Raw genomic sequence first — 21,430 nt, forward strand, 5'->3', positions numbered from 1 at the left:
ACTGTATCGCTCAAACTGTATTTGCTCTCGACTTTAAAGGGCCATTAAACAGGGTTACCTAATAGTTTTAACGACAGAATTGAAGTGTAGGGGAAATTATTCTCTTTATTGTTTTGTGACTAGTATCTCATTGAATCTCCTAATAACAGACGCTTAATTGCATATCTATCTGTATTTAAAGTGTTTTTATTAATTTAAATCTGCATTTTGTTTTTTTGATAAAGAGAACGAAATTCTCTACACAGCAAAAACAACAGGAAATAATGAAAAGTATTTCTCCCGGTAAAACCATAAGATAAAATTAAATAACATCACTGAATAATGATTAAAAATGCCAAAGATTACTCATCAACAATTGCTTGATTGGTTGAAAACCGAAGTTAAAGTTTCATTAGGTTGCACTGAACCTATTGCTATTGCATACGCTGCTGCGGTAGCGGCAAAATATCTTAATGGACCAACACTGAAAATTACGGGGAATATATCTGAGAACTTGTATAAGAATGCGATGGGAGTCACTATTCCAGGAACAAGTTATTCAGGGGTAACATTGGCAGCGGCGATAGGTGCTATTGGTGGTAATGCAGATGCTGAATTGGAAGTATTAAAAAATATTACTGTTGAACAAATTAGCCAAGCTTATCAACTTAATGAATCAGGCCAGGTATGTTTAGAAGCAGTTGAGTCAATCGATTTTATTTATATTGATATTACACTATATAGCCTTTGTGATCAGTGTCGGGTTATTATTCAAGGTGGTCATACAAATATTACTGATGTTTATATTAATAATATTAAACAGGCTATAACTGAAGACTTAATGACAGGTAACGAGAAGGGAATGAAATTACCTGAGTTCTCCCTTAATGATGCATTTGAATTTATTACGCATGTCGCCGCAAAAGACATCATTTTTATGTTGAAAAGTGCCGAAATCAATTCAGCACTCTCTGATGAAGGACAGAGGAAAAACTATGGCCTCAACGTCAATGGGGCGCTGTCTCAAGCCAGAAAAAACGGCTTTATCAGCCAGGATTTACTGAGTCAAATGCTGATTAATACTACTGCTGCGTCAGATGCACGTATGGGGGGGGCGCCTTTACCGGCTATGTCCAATTATGGGTCGGGTAACCAGGGTATTACGGTGACGATGCCGGTAGTGACGCTTGCCAAACATCTTGAAGTTAATGATGAAACACTGGCGCGGGCCTTAGCGCTTGCTCATTTGGCGGCTATTTCAATCCATATGCGTTATACCCGACTATCGGCATTGTGTGCGGCTTCTACGGCAGCCATGGGGGCTGCGGCAGGAATGAGCTGGTTATTAACCAAGAATTATCAGACGATTTCTTACGCTATCAGTAACATGATAAGCGATATTAGTGGCATTATTTGCGATGGCGCATCAAACAGTTGTGCCATGAAAGTCTCTACAGCGACAGCCAGTGCATTTAAATCAGTTTTAATGGCGCAACAAAATAGTGGTGCTGGAGAACGTGATGGGATTGTATCCTGCGACGTAGAGGGCTCTATCAATAATTTATGTCAATTAGTTTTATCGCCGATGAGGCAAACAGATAAAGAAATTATCAGTATAATGACGCGTAAATAAAATAAGCATTACTGTTTAACAGTGGGGCCTAACATCATTATTTATAATGAGCGGCTAACTATCGTTAAAATTTAAGGGAACAAATAATGAAAAAGATAAAATCAATTGCGACTCTGGTGATCCATGCAGGAGATCAAGTTGATCGCGGTAATAATGCTATTTTTCCACCTATTACTACTGCCAGTTCTTTCATTCAGCCAAATTTAGGTGAAGAAGGGGAGTTTTGTTATTCCCGATGCAGTAATCCAACCAGATATGCATATGAAACTGCCTTAGCTGAATTAGAAGGTGGGGTCTATGCGACGGCCACAGCTTCCGGGATGGCTGCAACGGCGCTCATATTGGAGCTATTACCTAAAGACTCTCATGTCTTAGTGATGAAAGGGGTTTACGGCGGTACTTATCGGTTATTTGAACGACTACGAAAACAAACATCAGGGACCACTTTCAGTTATGTTGATCTGAATGATCTTGCCGCAGTAAATAGCCATATTCAAGAGAACACCCGCCTAATCTGGATTGAAACACCGACCAATCCGCTATTGGAATTAGTGGATATTGCAGCAGTATGTCAGGTTGCCAAAAGCAAAGGGATTATGACCTGTGTAGATAACACCTTTGCCAGCGCCTGGAATCAACGCCCTCTTACTTTGGGTGCCGATATCGTCATGTTATCTACCAGTAAATATATTGGTGGGCATTCTGATTTGATTGGTGGTGCCGTTATTACTAATGTTCAGGATATTGCAGAGCAATTGGATTTTTGTAAAACCACTGTTGGTGCTATCGCCTCTCCATTTGATGCCTATTTGGCACTGCGAGGTATGAAAACGCTTGATGTCCGTATGGCACGTCAATGCAGTAATGCTTTAAAAATAGCTCAATTCTTAGAACTGCATCCTAAAGTACTTGATGTCCATTACCCAGGGTTGGAATCTCATCCACAACATCAGTTGTGCAAAAAACAGATGCGTTCAGGTGGGGCTGTAGTCAGTATCCGACTGAAAGGCGATATAACGGAGGTAAAAACTTTTATTGCCAAGTTAAATTATTTTGTCCTGGCCGAATCACTGGGGGGTGTTGAAAGCATGGTTAACCATTCAGCATCAATGTCTCATGGTTCTATGTCTAAAGAAGAGAAGGAAAATATTGGCATATACGATACAACACTACGCCTTTCAATAGGTATCGAAGATATTAATGATTTAATAGAAGACGCAGAGCAAGCCCTTTCCTTTATACAATAATTAATAGGGTAGTCATATGCATGATTATGGCATTTGGACAATTATTACTCCTTTAGTCACTATTTGTTTGGCGATATTTACCCGACAGGTCATATTGTCATTGTTAATGGGGATAGTTGTTGGATTTACGGTTATTAACGACCACAGTATCATTAATGGTATCAGTGGTACTCTAAATGGCATTATTGATACGTTCTCTTCACCCGGTAACACACGCACGGTTATCTTTATGGTCATGATTGGCGGGATAATGCGCTTAATTGTTGTCACTGGAGGCGTGAGAAGTTTAGTTCGGGCCTTAACAGAAAAGACCCAATTCGTGACGAATAAAAAAGCCGTACAATTGTTAGCGATGGTGATTACTTCAATTATTTTCATTGAAAGTTCGATCAACCAACTTATTGCCGGGGCATCAACCAAAGATCTGGCCAAAAGATATGGCCTGTCACCGGAAAAAATGTCTTATATTGTTCAAACTTCATGTGTATCAGTGTGTTCCTCAGCAATGATTAATGGCTGGGGGGCGGCAATGATGGGTGTTATCGGTGTTCAGATAGCCAAAGGATACATCGATGGTCAGCCATTTGAGATTTTGGCCAGATCAATGGTGTGGAATTTGATGGCGTGGTTCTCGCTAGCTTCAGTGCTGTTCTATATTTTCTCTGGCGCATCTTGGGGGCCAATGAAGAAAGCTGAAGTGAATTTCGTCAGCAAGCAAGATTTACATGTTGAGAAAGAAGATGATGAAGTCATTGATCATCCAGCGTGTCATTCATTGCTTAACTTCCTCATCCCTATTCTATCGACTGTCATTGCTGTACCGGTTGCACTGTATGTCACCGGAGACGGTGATTTCACTAAAGGTAGCGGTTCTATGTCGGTTTATAGCGCCGTGATGTTTGGGACAACCGTTTCTTTTGTCTGGTTCTGTGGCCGGCGAATCCTGAATATAGAATCTTTCTTTAAAGAACTCTATGTCGGTTACGCTAGCATGGTAAAGATCAGCTCAATTATGGTATTGGCATTTTTAATGGGAAATGTCTCGGCTGATCTTAATACTGGGCAATATATTGCAACGATAACTTCCGGTGTAATTTCCCCCGGTTTCTCTATTGGTTTCATTTTTATTATCAGTGCCATTATGTCGCTTGCGACGGGGACATCATGGGGGACGTTTGCCATCATGATTCCAATCGGGGTCCAGCTTGGTGTTTCCGTCGGAATCCCCGTGGAATATATGATTGGTGCGGCAATTGCGGGCTCTATTTTCGGTGACATGACATCACCTATCTCTAGTGATGCTATTGTGGCGTCTATGGCGACAGATTGTGATCATATTGAGCATATTCGAACACAGATGCCTTATGCTATTGCCACCGCGAGTATTGTTCTGGCAATTTACCTCTATCTTGGTTTCTCAGTATAACGCAATAATACTTGATATTTCTGTCAGATAGAAAAGCATCAGATTGACCTCCTCTAATGCCATTATAGATTTTATAATGGCATTATTTTCTACTCTATCCCCATGCGGGCTCACCGTGCTTATGTCAGATTAAGTAAAGTCCAACAATTATACTGACTGAGTAATTGTAAACTTTTGCAAAATAACTGACGGCAAAGACTGAAGTATATCTTATATCAAATAAGTGTTGATTTTATGTTTCATAATGTTTGACTATTGTTCTATGAATTGAGCAAAAGGGACTCATTATGCTTTGGAAAAACACTAGGGATAAGTTTGGTTGCATCACTATTAGTGTCCACTGGTTGGTGGCATTAACGGTATATGCACTGTTTGCTTTAGGTCTATGGATGGTGACTCTCGGTTATTACGACGGTTGGTATCATCAGGCCCCTGAAATACATAAAAGCATCGGCTGCATACTCTTTGCTGTGATGCTATTTCGGGTGATATGGCGCTTTATTTCACCACCACCTAAGCCATTATCAAGTTATAGTCGGTTTACCCGAGTCTGTGCAGTATTAGCCCATCTGACTCTATATATTGTTCTATTTTGTATTATGTTCAGCGGGTATTTGATCTCAACCGCTGATGGGCAACCAATCAATGTATTTGGCTGGTTTTCCGTGCCTGCTACATTAACCGGTTTACCCGATCAAGCTGATACTGCCGGTACTGTGCATCTCTATCTGGCCTGGGCTGTCGTAGTCATTTCGCTATTACATGGGCTAGCTGCAATTAAGCACCACTTTATTGATGGTGATATTACCCTTAAACGGATGCTGGGACGTAGCTCCGATTAACCAACCGTATTATGGAGAGTTAAGCATGTTTAATAAGACCCTATTGGGCCTGACTGTAGGCGCTCTGATGTTTACCGCAGGCAGCGCCGTAGCCGCCGATTATAAAATCGATAAAGAAGGTCAGCATGCCTTTATCGAATTCCGGATTAAACACTTAGGCTATAGCTGGTTATACGGCAGTTTTAACGATTTTGATGGTTCTTTCACTTTTGATGAGAAGAATCCGGCTGCTGATAAAGTTAACGTCGTGATCAACACGAATAGCGTAGATACTAATCATGCCGAGCGTGATAAGCATCTACGCAGTAAAGAGTTTTTAAACGTCAGTAAATTCCCACAGGCGACATTTGAGTCGACTGAAGTGAAGAAGAATGGCGAAGGGTATACTGTGGTCGGTAACTTGACATTAAATGGTGTGACTAAACCGGTCACACTGGAAAGTAAATTAACCGGCCAAGGTAATGACCCATGGGGCGGTTATCGTGCCGGTTTTGAAGCTAATGGTAATATTAAGCTGAAAGATTTTAATATTACTACCGACTTAGGCCCAGCATCACAGGAAGTTGAATTGATTCTATCGGTCGAAGGTGTGCAAGCTAAATAGTTTTTCCTGAGTAGCACGACTAAATATTTGATTAAAAGGAGCCTTTGGCTCCTTTTTTACTGGATACTGACCACCGATCACTGAGTTTTCATCTGGTTAAAAAAGGCCCATCACCGACAGAGTCCCTGATAATTAGGTCGGATTGAAATATGTTCTCTTGTGATAAATATCCGCCATCTAGCATGGATATCAGGCGATGAATAACTTCATTTATCATCCCGCTAACGGGATCTTTTATACTGGATAATGGCGGTAGTAGGAAAGGCGCGAGAGGAATATTGTCAAAGCCAATAATGGATATATCTTCAGGGATTTTCATACCGACTTCATTTAACCTTTTCATTGCTCCGATTGCCATATCATCATTACTGGCAATAACCGCACTGAAAGGTAACTTGCTGCTTAATAGATATTCTATTGCCGCTGCACCACTGGCAGGTGTCCATTTCCCCTGTGCAATCAGCTTATCTCTAACCGGTAGCGAAGATGCTTCCAATGCGGCTTTGTACCCAGAAAGGCGTTCTATCGCTGTTGGTGAGTCAAGTGAGCCCGTAATAAACGCAATATCTTGATGGCCTCGCTCAATAAGATATTGCGTTGCAGTATAGCTAGACCCTTTATGATCGCAGAAAATACAATGGCTATGATTTTTTCTGAGTTTTCTGTTCACCACCATAATGGGTTGCTTATACTTATCAATAATCAGATCTATGTCATCAACAGTTAAAAAACGTGGATAGATTATTATTGCATCGCAACGTAAATCGAGCAGAAATTGAATGGCTTCCTGCTCCTCTTCAGCACTGTGTTTCCCATCAACCAACACCAATTGACGGCCATTTTGCTCTAATTTTTGCGCTGCCTGAGAGAGTATTTCATTAAAGTAGCTACCATTATATAAGGTGTTGGTGACGACCAAACCTATGCATTCCGACTTGTTTGTCGCCAGATTTCTCGCCAGTAGATTGGGTCGATATCCCGTTTCTTCAATGGCTTTAAATACCTGCTCTTTAGTCGTTTCGCTAACATAGCCTTTGCCTGACAAAACACGTGAAACCGTGGCTTTTGACACACCAGCTTTCTTTGCCACTTCCTGCATTGTAGACATAGGCTTTTCCTGACTCGTTGAAAATTATTGCTATTCTATACCTTTCGTCATTGAAAATGCAGGGGGAGCGAGGTGTACTCGTCATGCTGTTCAGTATTCCAGAAGATAACTGGCAGACTGTATGTCATCTTGGCTACTTCAGTATTGCGGTGATATTAAATCAACCTATTGTTATTTAAAGTTAAACTTTAAATCGAGAGTAAAGTTCAAGCAGATTTTTGGATTGATACTTATTATATATATTTGTTCGATGGGAACTGACGGTTTTGTTACTGATCCCAAGCAATATACTGATATCTTTATTTGATAATCCAGACAGAAGGTGACGACAAATTTCACTCTCTCGTTGAGTTAATCCTGCTCTCTCTTTTCTATTCAAAGACCTTGCTGGCATAGAACATTTCGCCTTCAGAGATGTCTTCGAGCAAAAAATCAATTGATAGAGCATTGCTTCAATTTGACTCGGCGGCGCAGTTTTGCTGAGTATAAACGGTGATACTTGCGCTAATGTTTCGTAACTCGTGGACACCTCCGATTCTGAGGTAAATAAAAATAGATGATTTTTATTTATATATCTCTGTGCATGTTTGAATATACAGAATTGTTCAAATTTGGAAACCTCATCAAGGTCAAAAATGACTGTTAGATGACTTTTAGTTAGGATTTCACTTTCTAATTCCTGTAAGGAATAGCAGGTGCTAATAACAACATCGCTCCGCTTTGGGCTCATCATTATTATACTTTCAACAGTTCCTTTTAAGAACGTTCTAACTAAATCATGGTGGCTAAAAATTACGATGTTGTTCATAAATGCTCTCTTTTATTAACACACTATATTAACCCACATAAAAACCACCTATTTCTATACGGTGATGAGTAAGGGGAAGCTAATGGGAATACAAAGAGAAAAGTAAATTTATATTAAAGGAGGTCCATTATACATCTAATGGTAATGATATTCATCGACATGTCCATTTGACTTTAAAACTTTCCATTCACCTAGAATATACCTTTGTGACCCATTTGGTCGTTTTTTACTCTAGGTGAACTATAAGAAAAACTAAGTAACTTTAACAGTCAATTTTATTTTCATATGATGCTTAAATGTTATACCCATTAAAAAAATTGATAAAAAACATATGGATAAATAATATCTTAGTGAGGTTGGCTGATGATTCCGTTAGTTTTTTTTACTGCACCATAACCAGTAGCCTTATAGTTCCTTTATTTCCAACTACCAGTTGTTCAGTCTGTCTGGCGGCTCATTAATTCTAAATAGGCAAAACGAATATCATCCATAAACCGTTTTGCCATTGGTGTTAACGACTGTTGTCTCCGATAGATTAAACTGTAATGGCCATCTGGCATTTTTTCTTTGACAGGAATAACGGATATAATATCTTGCAGAGAAGATACTGTTGCCATCACTTTTGGACCAACAAATAGGTAGTCTTCATTTAAAATAAGCTGCTCAGCAATAGTGGCAGAATTACCAAAAATAACTGAACTGGTTGGTTCTTTACCATAAGGGAAGATTAACGATCCAATATCATTATAGAACCCAGCTCTGGCTGTGGGTAAATACCATTTAGCTCCTTGTAACTCACTTAATGAGGTACTGTTTGCTAACGGATGTCCTTTTCGGGCAATGACCGCAAATTGAGCGACGGCTAAATGTTCATCAACAAATTCACGAAGTGATATTTCAGGAGAGACTAGCCCAATAAAAAAATCCAACCGACCTAAGCGTAAAGAATTCAGTAGTTCAGACAGTTGTCCTTCCGCGACAGTAATTCTGGCTGTGGTATAGCGGGTTTGGAAGTTTTTTATGACGTCTGGGACAAAAGCTAGTGCAGGTAAATGGGAGCAACCAAACGTGACCAGGCCTTCTGAAGAACGTTCAATTTGCTCTAATTCATCCATCGCTCGTTCTAGTTCGTTAAGTACCAGATTCATTCTGGGTTCAAATATTCTTCCCATTGCAGTCAATTCTGCGCCATGAACACCTCGAACTAATAATGAAACACCGAGTATTTTCTCCAACTCTTGAATACTTCTTGTCATGGCTGGTTGTGTCTGATGTAACGATTGGGCGGCAGTACGGATACTGCCATATTGAATAATTGCCCTCAGGTTCTTCAGTTGATTTATTTTTGGTAATTCTCTCATGACATTCTCACTAAATTAACGAAAAAATATGCTCATTATCCTAACGATAGCTGACGTCAGTCAGACTTGCTGCATCAGTTTGTTTAATAAACAAAGCACTTCCTAGGATCTCATTTGCCATGTCATCAGAAGGTATATTTTGCTCCAATCATCAGGGCGGTATCACTGTAGCCTTTATTACCGACTTGCTGACCAATATTGCCCCAGAGTGCCATGTTTTTATTGAGTTGGCCTTCAACACCGAGTTTCAATTCACCGAGGTTTTTTGCCCCTGACTGTTTCACCGTCATACTGTCCATTGTCGTACCAAAATCTTTGGTATTGTGCAGCCAATTAGCCTCGACGAAGGGTTGGTATACCCGGTTTTTACTTTTATCTTGATCACTGTAGCCATTCATGAAGGCTTTCAACCCTAGACGGGTCTGGATATTGCCATCACCTTCACCGGAGACATTTGTACCATTGGTTTCTTTATGGTCATCTGCCTTGATAGCCATCCAGGTGATCTGCGCTTTAGGTTGGATAAGATATGTGGCATTTTTTGCCATATTCTCGCCCACATTGAAGGTATAACCGCTTTCTACTGACGCAGTCATGCCCTTGGACTTATACTTTTCGGTATTCAAATTCTGACCATTAACTGAGTTATTGAACCAACTGTATTGCGCCCAGCTATCGACATATAGGCCAGTTTTGTCGATATTATTGGCGTACCAAGAGCCATACAAACCGGCACTGTAGCCATCTACCGTTGCGCGGGCGCGGTAGCTCGATAAGCGTGATTCAGTTCTGCTCTTGCTGTTACCGTAGCCTGCCATTATCCCCAGATAGAAACGGTCTGATCCGTCACTGCTCCATTGGGCTAAATTCCCACCTAATTGCATGACATAGCGATGACTTTGCGTGCGCAGTTGGTCTTGAGTATCGCGAGAACGGTTGTGACCACCTTCGTTACGCAACCACAGGCTAGTGACTTTGTGTTCACCCGTGAATGCATCGATATAATGTGTATCTCCCAGGCGGTCATGCAAACGAGTGATAAATAAGTTGTTGGCTGCTGCCAGGTTGGCGCTATAGCCACTGGCTTCCGGGCGTTCTATCATTTCTACTGGGGGTGTTTCACCAGGCCCGGTCTGAGGTATGGAACTGTTCAAATACCAGTTGGCTGCATTGCTATCGATGCCGCGGTTTAAGTAGTAATCATAAGCTCCGGCCACAATACGGCCATTTTGAACAAATTCGCCATCAGACGCGCCCAACACCGTGATAAGTTCGATGCCATTGAGGGTTTGTGTTCCGCCGCCACCTTGATTATTTACCGCTACGTAAGTGGTGCCTGAAGTATCACCTGCTATGACTAATTTATCGGTTATAGAATTGTCATCATCCAGCACTGTATTGAAATTCAGCAGGCCCTCATGGCCAACATAATGGCCAGTAATCGTCAATGCTGCCCCCGGAATATCGCCGAAATTCAGGGTGCCGGAGTGATCCAAGCTTGCTATCGTTTCACTGTAGCCATTCAGAGCTAATGTTCCGCCAGACTCTGTAACGTAATCTACATTGCTGCTTAGGGTGCCTGTCCCCCCTGACGCAAGCGTACCGCCAGACACAGTGGTTAAACCAAAGTAATTATTATTGCCCGTTAGCACCGTGGTGCCGCTATAAACAAAAAGGTTACCGGTGCCATGAATCGAGGGAGCAAACGCATAATCGGTATTGAGATGGTTGAAGACTATCTCGCCGTTGCCATCGCCAAACGTTATGACAGAGCTATTCAGCACACCCGCCCCAGAGGCCATTTCTCCGGCTGCTGCACCGATGTTTAATGAACCGATACTGCCAATATTGTTGGTAATATTGACGGTCAATGCAGAGACTTCGCTATTATCTCCAATGGTCAGAGAACCGCGACCGATTTCGCCAATAGATAAAGTATCGTCAATGATCCATTGTGAATCCGCTCCGGCCAAAATGACTTTACTGCCAGTATTGATATAACCATTAGTATTGGAAACAAGACCGCCATTGATAATAGCGAGAGTGTTATCTTCAACGAGCGTCAATATACCGGACATATTCCAGTGCGAATTTGCATCGGAGACTGTAATGGTTGCGAGTGAAAGCTCAGTATTTATGTTAGAAATGATACCCCCGCCGAAAATGCCCAGCTGAATCTGGCCGGTGTTGGTGGCGGATATAGAGTAAGAGGTCAAGTCACCACTAATATCCCATAGTGAGCCGGTTCCACTGACGTTGACGTTCCCATTGGGACTCTGGAAACCGAATTGACCACTGGCACTGGAAACCTTTCCACCATCGGCAATCATGAGGGAACTAGAATTGCTGCCAAAATATAGGTTACCGCCAACCTTCCATGTAGAACCTATTCCAGAGACCACCACAGTCCCTTTTGCATTGAAGATGCCACCAATATAGCCATTACCGACATTAGTGACGGCACCACCATTGGCAATAATAAGCTCACCTTCACCATTATTACCAACATAGAGTTGCTCAGTCATATTCCATTGCGAGCCCACACCAGACACAATAACAGTTCCTTTTGAACCGATATTGTAGCCAATCTCGCCATGAGAGCTTAAAACAGTGCCACCATTTAGAATGTCGAGTGAACTTGCATCGTTAAAACTATGACCGACAAACAGCTTGTCACTATTATTCCACTGCGACCCCATACCTGTGACGGTCACCTTTCCACTGGAATTCGGATTTCTTCCTATCATGCCGATACTATTTGATACAAGTGCGCCATTGGCTATAGTTAATTCGCCGGAGCCATCATAACCTATATATAAATTGTTACTGGTATTCCATTGTGATCCGCTACCCGATACTAGCACTGTGCCGCTGGAGCCTGAATTTACACCGATATAACCAAAGACGCCTGAAACTTCACCGCCATCATAAATATTTAATGTCCCGGTACTGGTATCGCCGATAATGATCATATCGTTAACATCGAGTATAGGGTCACTGCCCGTTTGGTTATAGACAGCTCCACCATCAATAGTAAAAGGAGTGGCTTGTGCAACAGACAATCCAAGCAGAAAAACAAAACCTGAAACACCAGAGCACAATGTTGGGTGATAATTTAATTCAGCTATTCTTTTTAATCTTCGCATAACGAATAGATATCTTCCCTAAACTGTAGATGATAATTTCTGGCTTGTTTTTTCTGCTAAAAGTATGAGTAATATTAATTTATTGATGTACCGAAAATGTCTTATTAACTCAAGGATTAAATCGATCATTATAGTTAAATTAGCTGCTTTTTTTATAGCAAATCACCAATGTTAATTAGTAGTAATTAGAGGGTTTAATGATGAGGAAACCAGTAATAAATACTATTGGTTACAATTGAATTGGACGTGTTCGTGTATCATTATTACAACGCTGTATCGACATTGATAATAATTACTTACCATTATTAAATAATCTAACTAGGACGAATTTAATAAATAAATCTAAACAGTAAATTGCTCGCCCGCGAATGTCTTAAATTATTTTGTCAATAATGGATTGTATACTTATCAAGATCTCCAATTTGAGTCACATTCATCTTAGTGACTATATAATGGAGTGATTCGTTCTGGTTTTATTTAGGAAATGCCTTTTTCTTTGTAGGAAACATCCCAAATAGTCAGTGGCAAATGATGAGGCGCATTGACGAGGACGGCTTTTTCATTGACGCACCCATTTTGTAATCAGAAGCACATATGCCATTAATGACGATCACTGTCACATAATTAAAATTGAATAAGCTCACCTCTTGAATTTAACTTCATTTTTTAAGATTCTCGTGTGGAACCGGTTACCTATGCAACTAAAAATGACAAGATAGAATGATTTTTTGCAGGTAATTAAGTCATAACAATATGAATTTAATGGCTAATTGTGAATTTATGTCGGTGAGGGCAGTTTCCCTTGAGCCGCAAAGAGTTCGCATAGCTCGGCGTGCGATTACGGGGAGTTGTTACTCATGTCAAAAAATTTTGCCGCAGTATCTCGACAGATAGTCGATGCGATTGGTGGGGCGGGTAACGTCGTGGCAGTGACCCATTGCATGACGCGTTTACGCTTTGTGCTCAAGGATGATAGTGCGATTGAACTGGCTAAATTGAAATCCATCACCGGTGTGCTGGGTGTCGTGCGCAGTGAAAATCAGTGCCAGGTTATCATTGGTAATAATGTTTCTGCGGCCTATGCCGAAGTGATTAAATTGCTTCCTGACGGCATATTACCTGCAGATACATTGCCCCAGAAAAATAAAATCACCTTAAAACGCATTGGCGCAGGGATACTGGATGCACTGATTGGCACGATGTCACCGCTGATTCCAGCTATTATCGGTGGTTCAATGGTGAAATTGCTGGCGATGATACTGGATATGACCGGTATCTTTGAAAAAGGCTCATCAACTCTTATTATTCTGAATGTTATTGGTGACGGCGCTTTCTTCTTCCTACCTGTGATGGTGGCCGCTTCTGCGGCAATAAAATTCAAAACCAATATGTCGCTGGCTATTGCCATTGCCGGGGTGTTGGTTCATCCGGCTTTTATTGATTTGATGGCCAAAGCCGCGCAAGGCCAACAGGTTGAATTTATGGGCGTATCCGTGACTGCGGTGAAGTACACTTATACCGTGATTCCGGCACTGTGTATGACTTGGCTATTATCTTATATTGAACGCTGGGTCGACCGTATTACACCGGCGGTGACGAAAAACTTCCTTAAACCAATGTTAATTGTGCTGATCTCAGCGCCTATCGCCATTATGTTCATTGGACCTTTGGGGATCTGGATCGGCAGCGGAATTTCCTCTCTGGTCTATACCGTTCATGATTATCTGGGCTGGCTCTCTGTCGCGATTATGGGTGCACTTTGGCCACTACTGGTCATGACCGGTATGCACCGCGTATTTACACCGACCATCATTCAAACCATCGCAGAGACTGGGAAAGAGGGCATGGTTATGCCGTCAGAAATTGGTGCCAACCTTTCTCTTGGTGGTTCTTCGCTGGCGGTCGCCTGGCGAACCAAAAACCCAGAACTGCGCCAAACAGCATTGGCCGCTGCCGCCTCCGCCATTGTTGCCGGTATTTCTGAACCGGCACTTTATGGTGTTGCATTGCGGCTAAAACGCCCATTGATTGCCAGCCTTATCAGTGGATTTATTTGCGGCGCAGTGGCGGGAATTGGCGGGCTAGCCAGTCATTCGATGGCCTCTCCTGGGTTATTTACCAGTGTTCAGTTCTTCGACCCAGCAAATCCTATGAGCATCGTTTGGGTGTTTGGCGTCATGGTTCTGGCGATAGTTATCTCATTCGTCACAACATTACTGTTGGGATTTGAAGATATTCCTGTTGAAGACAATGAAAGTACCAGTCGCCTTCCGACTGACTTAACGGATCCGCACAGCGCAGTAAAAATTAACTAAATAAAGAGGTATCTGATGCCAGCAACAACATTTCCCGATGGCTTTTTATGGGGCGGCGCCTTAGCCGCAAACCAGGCCGAAGGTGCTTGCTTTGAAGGTGGGAAAGGGCTAACAACTGTGGATATGATCCCGCATGGGCCCCATCGTTTAGCTGTAAAGTTAGGGCAGGAAAAGCGGTTTACCTTAAGAGATGATGAGTTTTATCCAAGCCACCAAGCCATTGATTTTTACCATCGCTATAAAGATGACATTGCGTTAATGGCTGAAATGGGCTTTACGGTATTTCGCACATCAATTGCCTGGAGTCGGATATACCCCAATGGTGATGAAATAACCCCTAACGCCGAGGGGATTGCCTTTTACCGCGACCTCTTCAACGAATGTAAAAAGCACAATATTGAGCCGCTGGTAACGCTATGCCACTTTGATGTTCCCATGTATCTGGTGGCTGAATATGGCTCGTGGCGCAACCGCAAAATGGTAGAGTTCTTTACTCGCTATGCCCGGACATGTTTTGAGGAATTTGATGGGTTGGTGAAATACTGGCTCACATTTAACGAGATTAATATCCTGTTGCACAGTCCGTTTTCTGGTGCGGGTTTGGTGTTTGAACAACATGAGAATCAGGAGCAGGTAAAATATCAGGCAGCACATCACGAACTGCTCGCCAGCGCACTGGCAACGAAAATCGCGCATGAAGTGAACCCGAAGAATCAGGTGGGTTGTATGCTGGCGGGCGGGAATTTCTACCCTCGGACATGTAAACCTGAAGATGTTTGGGCGGCGTTGGAGAAAGATCGCGAAAATCTGTTTTTCATTGATGTGCAGGCCCGTGGGGCTTACCCGGCTTACACCAGGCGACTTTTCACAGAGAAAGGGATTTCAATCACGACTGAAGCGGGAGATGACGATATTCTCAAGCATACCGTGGATTTTGTTTCCTTTAGTTATTATGCCTCTCGCTGTGCCTCGGCGGATATGAATGAACAGAATAGCAGCGCGGCCAATATCGTAAAATCGCTGAAAAACCCACATATTCAGGCCAGTGAATGGGGTTGGGGGATTGACCCTTTAGGTCTTCGTATCACCATGAATATGATGTATGACCGCTATCAAAAGCCGCTATTTTTGGTTGAAAATGGATTGGGCGCGAAGGACGAAATTAATGCCCAGGGGGAGATTGAAGACGATTATCGCATCAGCTATTTACGTGAACATATTAAAGCGATGGCAGAGGCCATTGATGACGGTATTCCAGTTATTGGCTATACCTCATGGGGATGTATTGATCTGGTTTCCGCCTCTACGGGTGAAATGAGTAAACGCTATGGCTTTATTTATGTGGATCGCGATGATCAAGGCAAGGGGTCTTTAGCCCGTAAGAAGAAGAAATCTTTCTATTGGTATAAGAAAGTGATTGCCAGCAATGGCGCGGATTTAAGTTAAATAATTCGCTGGGAATAGCGTTTATTGCTGATATTCCCAGCGAGTAATGTAATACGGATATGGGCTATTTTGTTTTTATAGTTATCAGTTATTACTCGGCACTCTTACTACGGTCACGGGGCGAACCCTGCTTTAAATTGGTCATAAAATCCATAAATGCCGTACGTAAAGGGGCAAATATTGGGTGCTTACGATTCTCCATCATCGTTTCTGAAAACAGTTTTAAGCCCAATGCGAATGCCGCAGTTTTCTCTTTACCAAAGTCTAAATCTTCTCGTGCCTGCAACCGTTCGATGATGTTGAGAATATCGTCATGATTCTCGGCTTCGAAGGTTACCGGTGCTTTATCAACGGGTTCACCTTTGCGATCGGTCAACGGTTCAATAGTGATTCGATAACGGTAACCTGGCATTATTTTTTCCCCTGCTCATGTGTATCGGGAGTTGCTGATGGTGGTGTTAACTCTTTCTCTATTGCCTCTACCGCTGTTAGTAAGGCGGCATTAATGCGCACCACCTGCTCAGGTGTGACGTCTGAACGCACCATATTACTGCGCAAAATATGACGTAAACGGTGCATTGCATCAGAAATGCCTTCAGCCAAATTCCCCTCAGGACGGCGATTTACCTGTGCCAGTCGAGAGAAAATAATATCGACCATTTCCTGATTTTGCTGTAATTCAGCTTTACCGGCTGCGGTTATTTGGTAGCTTTTACGCCCATTCCCAGTTGCCACTGGCGTGACAAAATCTTGCTCTTCCAGCAGAGTGAGGGTTGGATAGATAACCCCAGGGCTGGGTACATACAAACCTGATGATGCCTCTTCAATCGCCTTAATTAGCTCATAACCATGGCTGGGTTTTTTATCCAGCAGCGCCAGCAGAACGACGCGTAAATCACCATGTTCGAACAAGCGATGCATTTTATCGCCGCGCCCACGTCTACCGCCTCTTGGTGCATCGGCACCTTCAGTTGCCATAGAGTGGCGACCACCGCGATGCATTCTCTCACCACAACGGCGCTGCCCTTCAGGGTGTTCCTCACCGCAGCGGTGACCACGTTTTGAAAAACCAAACATATAACTCTCCTTTAGATATATCGAAATTATTTCGATATATCTAATCTAAATCGATATATCGAAGTTTGCAAGAGAGATGAACAAAAAAGATATATCTAAATGAGCGCAGTGACAAAATCTGTTGCGGAGAGGCTGATGATGAAAAAGGAGAGATAAAAAGAAGAGAGATAGAGGGGAGTGATGAGCACCCTCCCTAAGCTTATACAGTGGACTATGCGAACAAGCTTATAGTGTCAGTGTCTTTGCTGGGAGGGGGGATAACCGATTTAGTCGTTAGCTTTTCTTAACAAATTCAGATTTCAGCTTCATCGGGCCAAAGCCATCGATTTTACAATCGATATTGTGGTCACCTTCAACCAGACGGATGCTTTTTACTTTGGTGCCAATCTTCAATGTTGAGGAGCTACCTTTGACTTTCAGATCTTTAACGACTGTAACCGCATCGCCGTCTGCAAGCAGGTTGCCATTGGCATCACGTACCACCAATCCCTCTTCTGCTGCTGCAGAATCACTGCTTTCCAACCACTCATGACCACATTCTGGGCAATTAAGTTTCTCCCCTTCCTGCCATGTGTATTCAGAACTGCACTTTGGACAGTTTGGTAAATTCATTATCTTAACCTCTTGAAATTAATCTAAATAAATTCATAAAAATGACAAATAAAAGACTACTATGCCGATAGTTGGATATTTTACACTTTTTGTCGTATTAAATGATAGTCAGATACAGTATTCAGGTGGTAAAGGGAATATTTATCGGCCCTGAATTAGGTTTTTCTTCTGTTATAAAACCGGCCTTTAGGCGGATTTTTGGATGTAGAAGAGATTAACTTAACTAAGTGACTTTATTGGGGCGTTTGTCCTAAACAGGTGTGGTCAATTCATCGCTTCAACCAGTGCTTTTATTTTTGTCGCCTTCTCAAAATGATCAAATTTCATTTCTTTAATCCACCAACTGGCCGCTTCCATCAACAGGTCAGGATCATTATTTTTGTTCGCAAAAAAGGCGTAAAAAGAGAGCCCGACGTTATCTCCCTTTTTTTCGATTTTCGCATCACAAACCTGGATAATCTTAGCTCTTAATGTTTTTCTCATTATGCTGTCCTTATGGATAATAATTTCAATTTTGTTGAGCGAGTTCAGCAATAACAAAATTAATAAAGCTTTGCAATTTAGGAGGAGATAGCTGGTTAGCTGCAAACAGGATCAGCATAGTGCTTCATCGTCTGCCAGAACTTGTCGTCATTGCCTTGAATGCAGATAATTTTAGCATTAGCTTATAATTCCCTGTCAGCACCTTAAGCTTTTGAAGTATTGCTAAGGCTGGTGTGGAAAGCGGCACAAAGTGAGGGCAGCATTTCTTTATCCATTCTTTGGGAATCTCCCACAAGGCATTATCCAGATCAAATTCAGACTATTTAGCGGCTCGTAGCCCATTTTCAGTCATGGCCATTCTTGGGGGAGCTAATACGCAGGTCAGATAAAACGCCGGGTTATAAGTAACCCACTTGGGGACTACTGTATAACAGAATATTTCACTACAGCGCTATGGTTATTTATCGTTGTTTTAACAGGACTTTATGGACTTGGTGGGATGTACTGAGAAGTGCTAATGGTGTCCCCGACTGGAATCGAACCAGTAACTAGCCCTTAGGAGGGGCTTGTTATATCCGTTTAACTACGGGGACTTTTTTATTGGCAGGTTTACTGCCGATAAAGTTCACTGCCGGGGCATTATACGCATTTTGACCCAAATAATAAGCAGTTAGCTGTCTGTTTGGTTACTCTGTCACCAATAAGGAGTGAATCCGTATTCTCGCAGGGTAAAAACACCGGCTCATGATGCTAAGAGGTAGAGCGTTATTTGTCCGGTGGTGGCGAGCTACCCTCTACTCGGTGGTTTTTTTTCGGTTGATGGGTCATATCGCTGCGGATCTGGGCATGGCTTATCAGTGCGAAAATAAAGGTACCACCGATAATGTTGCCCGCGAGTGTGGGTATGGCAAATGGGTATATAAATTGCTGCCAAGGTAATGAGCCGTTAAACACCAGATAGAAGATTTCGACCGAGCCGACCACTATATGAGTCAGGTCGCATAATGCCACTAAATAGGTCATCAAAAATATTACCCAAATCTTGGCACCTCCTGCGGAAGGCATCATCCATACCATGGTGGCAATGATCCATCCAGAAAATATACCGTTAGCAAACATCTCTCCCGATGAATTATCCATCACGCTTTGCCCAATACTGACGAATGCTGCTCGTGTAGCATCATCAAATACCGGCATATGAATAAAGGAATAGGCCGCGATACCCGTGCCGACCAAGTTGCCTAATAACACTAACCCCCACAGACGAAATAATAGAATGAAGTTTTGGCGACTGGGTTTCTGCATTATTGGCAGCACCGGCGTGACGGTATTTTCAGTAAACAGTTGTTGGCGGGCCATAATGACAATAATAAAACCGAATGTATAACCGATATTCTCCAACAGAAAACTGGCCGCTGTATCTGGCAGTTTCGCGTGAAAGATACCTTTGGCAATCAGCGATGCTCCCATAGAAAGGCCAGCCGCAACCGCCGACCATAATAGTGCAAAGCTGTCGCGTTCTAGCTCCTTTTCCCCCTCGACGCGGATAATTTCATGAATGGCCGCCGCCTTGGAAGGTAGGTTCTTTTCATTTATTTCAATTTCCTTTCCCTGATGTTGCTCGTCACTTTCCACTTTCAGTTCATCCTTATCTGAAGACAATTTTTCATCACTCATAGGGGATTTTCCGGTTGGTAGCTAAAATAGTTGTTTGAGTTGGGTGCAGGAAAATAAGGAAGTAGCAAAGTAATAAGCATAGTCGCTAATGACTTCTCGCGAATTTTTTGCCAGTGAAAGTTGCAGCCGCGAGGCCAGACAATTTTAGCATTGTTGGTTTTTTCATCATAAATTTGATCTTAACCCGAATATTACCTCGATAAGGGTAGGGATAGCATTAGAGCCATGCTACGTAAGGAATAAGCCTTATGTTATCATTTGGTTTTCATGAATTGGCAATCCTACTGTGGAAGACAATCCTTCATGCTGGAAGCTAAAAATCTAACTTGCGTCCGAGATGAACGAAGCTTGTTTCAACAGCTCAGCTTCTGTGTGGCTGCGGGAGAGATTGTGCAGGTTGAGGGGCAAAACGGGGCGGGTAAAACCAGTTTACTGCGTATTTTAGCCGGGCTTGCTGATGCCGATGTTGGGCAAGTGAACTGGCTGGGTGAGAATATTCGCCGCGATCGCGCTCGTTATCATCAGGATTTACTGTTTTTAGGCCATCAGCCGGGGATCAAGTCAGTACTGACACCTTTTGAGAATTTGGCCTTTTACCAGTCGGTATTTCAGCCAGTGGATAGTGCCGCAATTTGGCAGGCTTTGTCTCAGGTTGGGCTGGTGGGATACGAAGATTTACCTGTATCTCAGTTATCTGCTGGTCAGCAGCGGCGGGTGGCTTTAGCCCGATTGTGGCTAAGTCAGGCACCGTTATGGATCTTGGATGAACCTCTGACCGCCATTGATAAGCAGGGCGTCAGCACATTGTTGGCCCTGTTTGTGAAACATGCAGCTAAGGGCGGTATGGTATTGCTCACCACGCATCAGGATTTAGAGGGCGTCGGTCAACAGGTGCGTAAAATCCGTCTAACCAACACGCAGGAGAATTAATGTTTATTAGCGTGTTGCGCCGTGAATTAAAAATAGCCTTCAGAAAAGGCGCAGAAATCGTTAACCCGCTCTGGTTTTTTCTGATTGTTATCACCTTGTTTCCACTGGGTATTGGCCCTGAACCGCAACTACTGGCGCGCATTGCGCCGGGTATCGTCTGGGTCGCCGCGTTGCTTGCGTCGTTATTGTCACTGGAGCGGCTCTTCCGTGATGATTTTCACGATGGCTCTTTGGAACAGTTGCTGTTATTACCCACCCCGCTTGCACTCACGGTGTTAGGCAAAGTGTGCGCTCACTGGGTAGTTACCGGGTTGCCTTTACTTATCTTATCGCCATTAGTGGCGTTGTTGCTGTCTCTCGACAGTAATACAGCTGTTGCGATGGCGCTGACACTGCTGCTGGGGACGCCGACCTTAAGTTTTATCGGGGCTATTGGTGTCGCGCTGACCGTCGGTTTACGCAAAGGTGGGGTGTTACTGAGTTTATTGGTTCTGCCGCTGTATATCCCAGTGTTGATCTTTGCCACTGCGGCCATTGATGCGGCGTCGATGGCACTGCCGATTGAGGGTTATCTGGCTATTTTAGGGGCGATGTTGGCAGGGAGTGTCACACTGGCACCTTTTGCTACCGCAGCGGCATTGAGAGTGAGTGTGCACTAGCTCATTACCGCGGGCCATAATAGGCTATCCGTCAAAAGTGTGTGCAAAAAAATAGCAGTCAAAAGAGTGCCGATTTT

18 protein-coding genes, 1 tRNA gene and 1 pseudogene are annotated in these 21,430 nt (G+C 42.9%); 9 read left to right on the forward strand and 11 right to left on the reverse strand.

Annotation, left to right across the window (positions count from 1 at the left end):
- The first annotated feature begins 331 nt into the window (after positions 1–331).
- The 5 genes from DJ58_RS16720 to DJ58_RS16700 all read left to right on the forward strand — a co-directional run bounded on the left by DJ58_RS16720 (position 332) and on the right by DJ58_RS16700 (position 5,731).
- Positions 332–1,612 carry an L-cysteine desulfidase family protein gene (locus DJ58_RS16720; protein ID WP_004711302.1) on the forward strand — a complete coding sequence of 427 codons (1,281 nt, stop codon included), beginning with the start codon at positions 332–334 and terminating at the stop codon, positions 1,610–1,612.
- Positions 1,613–1,698: 86 nt separating this feature from the next.
- Complete coding sequence (locus DJ58_RS16715; protein WP_004711301.1) at positions 1,699–2,859, forward strand: trans-sulfuration enzyme family protein; 1,161 nt, start codon at positions 1,699–1,701, stop codon at positions 2,857–2,859.
- A 16-nt stretch (positions 2,860–2,875) separates the two neighbouring features.
- Positions 2,876–4,285 carry a Na+/H+ antiporter NhaC family protein gene (locus DJ58_RS16710; protein ID WP_004711299.1) on the forward strand — a complete coding sequence of 470 codons (1,410 nt, stop codon included), beginning with the start codon at positions 2,876–2,878 and terminating at the stop codon, positions 4,283–4,285.
- Between the two features lie 287 nt (positions 4,286–4,572).
- The gene (locus DJ58_RS16705; RefSeq protein ID WP_032911638.1) at positions 4,573–5,127 is read left to right on the forward strand and encodes a cytochrome b; all 555 of its coding nucleotides are present in this window, start codon (positions 4,573–4,575) and stop codon (positions 5,125–5,127) included.
- A gap of 25 nt (positions 5,128–5,152) precedes the next feature.
- The gene (locus tag DJ58_RS16700) at positions 5,153–5,731 is read left to right on the forward strand and encodes a YceI family protein (RefSeq protein ID WP_004711294.1); all 579 of its coding nucleotides are present in this window, start codon (positions 5,153–5,155) and stop codon (positions 5,729–5,731) included.
- An 88-nt stretch (positions 5,732–5,819) separates the two neighbouring features.
- Here DJ58_RS16700 and DJ58_RS16695 read toward each other — a convergent pair whose 3' ends face one another.
- The 4 genes from DJ58_RS16695 to DJ58_RS16685 all read right to left on the reverse strand — a co-directional run bounded on the left by DJ58_RS16695 (position 5,820) and on the right by DJ58_RS16685 (position 12,154).
- Positions 5,820–6,839 (reverse strand): LacI family DNA-binding transcriptional regulator, encoded by a 1,020-nt coding sequence (locus tag DJ58_RS16695; protein ID WP_032911637.1) that lies wholly within the window; start codon positions 6,837–6,839, stop codon positions 5,820–5,822.
- A 181-nt stretch (positions 6,840–7,020) separates the two neighbouring features.
- The gene (locus DJ58_RS22190; protein ID WP_050131329.1) at positions 7,021–7,647 is read right to left on the reverse strand and encodes a helix-turn-helix transcriptional regulator; all 627 of its coding nucleotides are present in this window, start codon (positions 7,645–7,647) and stop codon (positions 7,021–7,023) included.
- Between the two features lie 437 nt (positions 7,648–8,084).
- On the reverse strand, positions 8,085–9,008 hold the full coding sequence (locus DJ58_RS16690) for a LysR substrate-binding domain-containing protein (protein WP_004711289.1): 924 nt from the start codon (positions 9,006–9,008) through the stop codon (positions 8,085–8,087).
- A 125-nt stretch (positions 9,009–9,133) separates the two neighbouring features.
- Positions 9,134–12,154, reverse strand: coding sequence for an autotransporter outer membrane beta-barrel domain-containing protein (locus tag DJ58_RS16685; RefSeq protein ID WP_004711288.1), 3,021 nt, complete (start codon positions 12,152–12,154; stop codon positions 9,134–9,136).
- Positions 12,155–13,011: 857 nt separating this feature from the next.
- Between DJ58_RS16685 and ascF the strand changes: the two genes are divergently transcribed.
- Positions 13,012–14,469, forward strand: a complete 1,458-nt coding sequence (ascF, locus tag DJ58_RS16680; protein WP_004711286.1) for a PTS cellobiose/arbutin/salicin transporter subunit IIBC — start codon at positions 13,012–13,014, stop codon at positions 14,467–14,469.
- A gap of 15 nt (positions 14,470–14,484) precedes the next feature.
- Entirely contained in the window at positions 14,485–15,915 is a 1,431-nt protein-coding gene (locus DJ58_RS16675) for a 6-phospho-beta-glucosidase (protein WP_004711285.1), read from the forward strand.
- Positions 15,916–16,006: 91 nt separating this feature from the next.
- On the opposite strand, the gene DJ58_RS16670 is transcribed toward DJ58_RS16675, so the two are convergent.
- The 7 genes and pseudogenes from DJ58_RS16670 to DJ58_RS16645 form a co-directional block, all read right to left on the reverse strand.
- Positions 16,007–16,327 carry a DUF3861 domain-containing protein gene (locus DJ58_RS16670; RefSeq protein ID WP_032911636.1) on the reverse strand — a complete coding sequence of 107 codons (321 nt, stop codon included), beginning with the start codon at positions 16,325–16,327 and terminating at the stop codon, positions 16,007–16,009.
- Positions 16,327–16,992 carry a PadR family transcriptional regulator gene (locus DJ58_RS16665; RefSeq protein ID WP_004711283.1) on the reverse strand — a complete coding sequence of 222 codons (666 nt, stop codon included), beginning with the start codon at positions 16,990–16,992 and terminating at the stop codon, positions 16,327–16,329. The genes DJ58_RS16670 and DJ58_RS16665 overlap by 1 nt, the downstream gene beginning before the upstream one ends.
- A 273-nt stretch (positions 16,993–17,265) precedes the next feature.
- On the reverse strand, positions 17,266–17,607 hold the full coding sequence (locus DJ58_RS16660) for a zinc ribbon domain-containing protein YjdM (protein WP_161598514.1): 342 nt from the start codon (positions 17,605–17,607) through the stop codon (positions 17,266–17,268).
- 261 nt (positions 17,608–17,868) lie between these two features.
- Positions 17,869–18,087 carry a DUF6500 family protein gene (locus DJ58_RS16655; protein WP_032911634.1) on the reverse strand — a complete coding sequence of 73 codons (219 nt, stop codon included), beginning with the start codon at positions 18,085–18,087 and terminating at the stop codon, positions 17,869–17,871.
- 175 nt (positions 18,088–18,262) lie between these two features.
- Positions 18,263–18,406: pseudogene (locus DJ58_RS24190) on the reverse strand (integrase); the annotation flags it as partial.
- Between the two features lie 199 nt (positions 18,407–18,605).
- A tRNA-Arg gene (locus DJ58_RS16650) sits at positions 18,606–18,680 on the reverse strand.
- Positions 18,681–18,852: 172 nt separating this feature from the next.
- Positions 18,853–19,764: a formate/nitrite transporter family protein gene (locus DJ58_RS16645; protein WP_032913201.1), complete on the reverse strand. Its 912-nt coding sequence runs from the start codon at positions 19,762–19,764 to the stop codon at positions 18,853–18,855.
- A 303-nt stretch (positions 19,765–20,067) separates the two neighbouring features.
- Here DJ58_RS16645 and ccmA point away from each other — a divergent pair, with 303 nt between their 5' ends.
- Together ccmA and ccmB are read left to right on the forward strand one after the other, a co-directional pair.
- Complete coding sequence (gene ccmA, locus DJ58_RS16640; RefSeq protein WP_032911002.1) at positions 20,068–20,694, forward strand: cytochrome c biogenesis heme-transporting ATPase CcmA; 627 nt, start codon at positions 20,068–20,070, stop codon at positions 20,692–20,694.
- The gene (gene ccmB, locus DJ58_RS16635) at positions 20,694–21,353 is read left to right on the forward strand and encodes a heme exporter protein CcmB (RefSeq protein WP_004708938.1); all 660 of its coding nucleotides are present in this window, start codon (positions 20,694–20,696) and stop codon (positions 21,351–21,353) included. The genes ccmA and ccmB overlap by 1 nt, the downstream gene beginning before the upstream one ends.
- Positions 21,354–21,430: the final 77 nt, after the last annotated feature.

The sequence above is a fragment of the Yersinia frederiksenii ATCC 33641 genome (assembly GCF_000754805.1).
Lineage (GTDB): Bacteria > Pseudomonadota > Gammaproteobacteria > Enterobacterales > Enterobacteriaceae > Yersinia > Yersinia frederiksenii.